Here is a 4,664-nt window from a genome sequence, read left to right on the forward strand (position 1 = left end):
GAGTTTCACTGGCAGGACCACCACGAACCGGCGGAGCGGGGCAAGTTGGTGATCTTTCCCGCCGGGCCGTCCCACATTCACCGGGGCCGGGTCAACGAGAGCGCCAGCAAGCTCATCGCCACCGGTTGGATCAATGCTGGCTGTCAGGAGGCGTATCTGAAGCGTCTGGCCCGTTGACAGGAGGCATGGGCTGCTCCGCCTGCAGGCCCTGCGGACGCAGGGATGTGGCTTTGGAGGGCGGCCATTCCATCGGGTAGACCTGACGCTGGGGGAAGGGAATGCCGATGCCGTGTTCCTCGAAGGCCGTCCAGATCTGCTGGCGCAGGTCGCTGCCCACCGCGAAGGCCTCCAGAGGGTTGCGCACCCAGAACAGCACCTTGTAGTTGATCGAGGAGTCGGCGAACTCCACCGTGAAGGCCTGCGGTGGCGGATAGCTGAGCACTTTCTCGTGCTTCTGGGCCACGTCCACAAGAACGGCAATCACCTGCGCCGGATCGTGGTGATAAGCCGCGCCGACCATCACCGCGTCCCGTCGGGACGTTTCTTCTGCGGTGTACGACTCGGCTTCCTGCGTGAAGAAGTTCTGGTTGGGGATCAGCAGCTCCGCACCATCCCGGCCGCGGCGGAGCTGGGTGGCTCGGAGCCCGAGTTTGCGCACCGTGCAGGGGTCTCCGTTGATCATCAGGATTTCGCCCGGACGCACGGACCCTTCGAACAGCAACCAAATGCTGCTGATGAAGTTCGAGATGATTTCCTTGATTCCGAAGCCGATGCCGACCGAAAGGCCTCCCGCCACGGCGACCAGGGCCGTGCCGTTGATGCCGATGTAGTACGCCACGCTCATGGCGCCGAAGCCGACCAAGGAGTAGCGCACAATCACTTCCAAGGCCCGTCGTCCCTGGGGTTTGACGCCGAAGAACATGCCGCTGATCCAGGCCACGAAATGGGCGGGACGGCTGGCCAGGGCGACGATCAGGTAGGTCGCGACGATCGCTGTGAACAGCTTCCCCACCGTCAGCGTCACCCCGAAGACGTCGCCCAGGGAAATCAAGGAGAGGGATTGTCGGCTGCCCAGCATCTGGAAGAAGGTGAGCACGCTGAGCACGAACAACACCGGCCGGAAGAAGTTCTTGTCGATTTCATCCAGCGGTGCCTTCGGGAAGCGTTTCTGCAGCAGATGCTTGGACGGCTCGACAGCCCGCCAGATCAACCAGAGCAGAGAGAAGTAGCGCAGGAGTCCGGCTGGTATCTGCAGAGCCAGCAACACCCCGCTCACCACAAGGAGCAGCAGCGGGGTCGCGATGGTGGAGGCACTGGAGAGCAGCGGCGACCGCAAGCGCGATTTCAGGCGTGTTTCCGCAGCCACAGCCACGACAAACAAGGCGATTTGGATCAGGACGGAACCACGCTGGAGGTAGCCCAACCAGGTGGTGGCTTCGTTGATGAAGGCGGTGAGCATCAGAGGCTGTCTTTCAGGCTGCTGAGGATTTCCTTGGTGGCTTCTTCAGGGCTGTGGATGTCGTAGATGGTGTCCAGCAGAGCTGTTGAGATCGCCTCGTATCGGGCGGGATCCCGAAACACACGGGCTTTGGCCTGATGTTTGTCCCGCTTGGTTTTGTCGCTCGTCTGCAGATACATCTGCAAGGTGTTCAGGCCGCCGGGGATTTTCGAGGCCACGATCGGCGCCGCTTTCTGGTTGACCGGCATCGATGTTCGGGCCTGGAGGGCGAAGGTCTTCTGTGCCCAGGGCTTGCCAATGAAGTCGAGCATGGCCAGGGCTTTTTGGCGTTGGGCGCTGCTGGAGTTCTTGCCCAGAGCCCAGACCTGCAGGCGTGTGGTGGGAATCGCTTTCTCCGACGGCCCGATGGGTAAACCTGCGATGCCCAGCCGGTCCTTCAGCTTGTCGCGCAACTCCGGAAGACTGCTGCTCCAACAGGTGATCCAGTCGAGTTCACCACTGGAGAGGCCCTTCCTCAGGGCTGCCTGGCTGTTCAGAAAGCGGATGTTTTGTTGGTAGCTCGCTGATTTCAACCACTGCAGCCAGCGGGTCATCCGTTGCTGTTCCTCGGCCGTCGGTGTCTTGTTATCCAGTGCCGCTTCCATGGCTGCCGACGCCCCGAAGGCTTCGGCGCTCCAGAACAGATCCTTGAGTTGCAGGGCAAAGCCGTAGTTGGCTGAGTCACTCGTGGCCTCCAAGGATTGGAGCGTCGGCGGCGATTGACTGACCTTGGTCTTGTCGTAACAGGCCAGCTGCATGAACTGGTTCACCGGCCGACCCACCAGCTGGCCGTCTTTCGCGGTCGCCAGATGCAGCACTGCCCTTGGGATGTCCTGCTCGTCCGCGTCCTGCAGCGTGACCGGATCCAGCAGCCTGCGTTGATACAACTCCATGGCTGTTTCGCTGTCGGTGAGGATCAGGTCAGGGCCAAAACCGCTTGCGGTCTGGCGTGCGACCTCATCGACGAAATGTTTTCGGGTCGACAGCGTCAGCTGCGGCCGCACCGAGGGGTCCACGCTGGCGAATTGCTCCAGGATCGACTCGTTGACCCGTTGCAGCCGCTCGTAGTCCTCGGAGCTGACCACCTCAGCATTGTCAATCGTTCGCAGGATCTTCACCACCACCGGGGGACCTCCTGTTTCTGAGCCGATGCTGCATCCCCCGATCAGAAGGCCTACAGCACAGCAACCCGTCCATCGCAACCAGGTCCGGAACATCGATCTGAACCGCTCGCCAAACCTTAAGGCTGGTTCTTGGTGTTGGCCCGTGGCTTTGAGAGCATGGCCAACGCATTGCACCGCTTCCGTGTCCGAGCTGGCCAAGACCTACGACCCGGTTGGCACGGAGGCCCGTTGGCAGCAGGCCTGGGAGGACCAGGGGGCGTTTCATCCCGACCCGACGGCGCCCGGTGAACCGTTTTCAGTCGTGATCCCGCCGCCGAACGTGACCGGCAGCCTGCACATGGGTCATGCCTTCAACACCGCGCTGATTGACACGATCGTTCGCTACCAGCGCTTGGCTGGAAAGAACGTCCTTTGTCTGCCGGGCACCGATCATGCCTCGATCGCGGTGCAGACGATCCTTGAAAAGCAGCTCAAGGAGGAGGGCAAGACCCGCCACGACCTTGGCCGCGACGCTTTTTTGGAGCGGGCCTGGCAGTGGAAGGCCGAAAGCGGTGGTCGCATCGTGGGCCAGCTGCGGCGGCTGGGGTATTCCGTGGATTGGAAACGCCAGCGTTTCACCCTCGATGAGGGCCTGAGTGAGGCGGTGAAGGAAGCCTTCGTGCGCCTGCATGAGCAGGGGCTGATCTACCGCGGGGAATACCTGGTGAACTGGTGCCCCGCCTCCGGGTCCGCCGTGAGTGATCTGGAGGTGGAAATGAAGGAGGTCGATGGGAACCTCTGGCATTTCCGCTACCCACTCAGCAGCGGCGACGGTCATCTCGAGGTGGCTACCACCCGCCCCGAAACGATGCTGGGCGACACGGCGGTGGCGGTGAACCCCACCGACGAGCGCTACGCCCATCTGGTGGGTCAGACCCTCACGCTGCCCTTTGTGGGTCGTGAGATCCCGATCGTGGCCGACGACCACGTGGAGAAGGACTTCGGCACCGGTTGCGTCAAGGTGACGCCGGCCCATGATCCCAACGATTTCGCCATCGGCCAGCGCCACGGTCTGCCCCAGATCACGGTGATGCGCAAGAACGGCACTATGAATAAGGAGGCTGGCCAATTCGAGGGGCTGGATCGCTTTGAAGCCCGCAAGGCTGTGGTGGCCGGCTTGGAGGAGTTGGGGCTGCTGGTGAAGGTGGAGGACTACCGCCACAGCGTTCCCTATTCCGACCGCGGCAAGGTGCCGGTGGAGCCGCTGCTCTCCACCCAGTGGTTTGTCAAAACCGAGCCTTTGGCGGCTCGCTGCCGTGAGGCCCTCGAGAAGCAGGATCCCCGCTTCATCCCGGAGCGCTGGGAGAAGGTCTACCGCGACTGGCTCACCGACATCCGCGACTGGTGCATCAGCCGCCAGCTCTGGTGGGGTCATCGCATTCCCGCCTGGTTCGTGATCAGCGAGACCGACGGCAAGTACACCGACACCACCCCGTACGTGGTGGCTCGCAACGAAGCCGAAGCCTTAGAGAAGGCCAAGGCGGAGTACGGCGCCGCGGCAGAGATCGAGCAGGACGAAGACGTGCTCGACACCTGGTTCTCCAGTGGCCTGTGGCCCTTCTCCACCCTGGGCTGGCCCGATGCGAGCAGCGCTGATCTGCAGCGCTGGTACCCCACCAGCACCCTGGTGACGGGCTTCGACATCATCTTTTTCTGGGTGGCCCGGATGACGATGATGGCCGGCGCCTTCACCGGCGAGATGCCCTTCCAGGACGTCTACATCCACGGCCTGGTGCGGGACGAGCAGAACCGCAAGATGAGCAAGAGCGCCGGCAACGGCATCGATCCGCTGCTGCTGATCGAGCGTTACGGCACCGATGCCCTGCGCTTCGCCCTGGTGCGGGAGGTGGCCGGTGCGGGTCAGGACATCCGCCTGGATTACGACCGCAAGAAGGACACCTCCGCCACGGTGGAGGCCTCGCGCAATTTCGCCAACAAGCTCTGGAACGCCACCCGCTTCGCCCTGATGAACCTGGGCGGCGAAACGCCGGCCCAACTCGGTG

The 4,664-nt window shown here is 62.7% G+C and carries 3 protein-coding genes and 1 pseudogene; 2 read left to right on the top strand and 2 right to left on the bottom strand.

Annotation, left to right across the window (positions count from 1 at the left end; translation table 11 throughout):
* A pseudogene (locus tag ACGVKB_RS02015) lies at nucleotides 1-177 on the top strand (2OG-Fe(II) oxygenase); the annotation flags it as partial.
* Here the strand turns inward: ACGVKB_RS02015 and ACGVKB_RS02020 are convergent.
* Both ACGVKB_RS02020 and ACGVKB_RS02025 read right to left on the bottom strand, forming a co-directional pair.
* Entirely contained in the window at nucleotides 131-1,459 is a 1,329-nt protein-coding gene (locus ACGVKB_RS02020) for a mechanosensitive ion channel family protein (protein WP_392349602.1), read from the bottom strand. The pseudogene ACGVKB_RS02015 and the gene ACGVKB_RS02020 overlap by 47 nt on opposite strands.
* Nucleotides 1,459-2,715, bottom strand: coding sequence for an extracellular solute-binding protein (locus ACGVKB_RS02025; RefSeq protein ID WP_392349603.1), 1,257 nt, complete (start codon nucleotides 2,713-2,715; stop codon nucleotides 1,459-1,461). Before ACGVKB_RS02025 ends, ACGVKB_RS02020 begins: the two co-directional genes overlap by 1 nt.
* Before the next feature lie 88 nt (nucleotides 2,716-2,803).
* Here ACGVKB_RS02025 and ACGVKB_RS02030 point away from each other — a divergent pair.
* Nucleotides 2,804-4,664 (top strand): valine--tRNA ligase (locus ACGVKB_RS02030; protein ID WP_392349604.1); only part of this gene is annotated, 1,861 nt, incomplete at its 3' end.

Source organism: Parasynechococcus sp. (genome assembly GCF_042954325.1).
In the GTDB taxonomy this organism is placed as follows: domain Bacteria; phylum Cyanobacteriota; class Cyanobacteriia; order PCC-6307; family Cyanobiaceae; genus Parasynechococcus.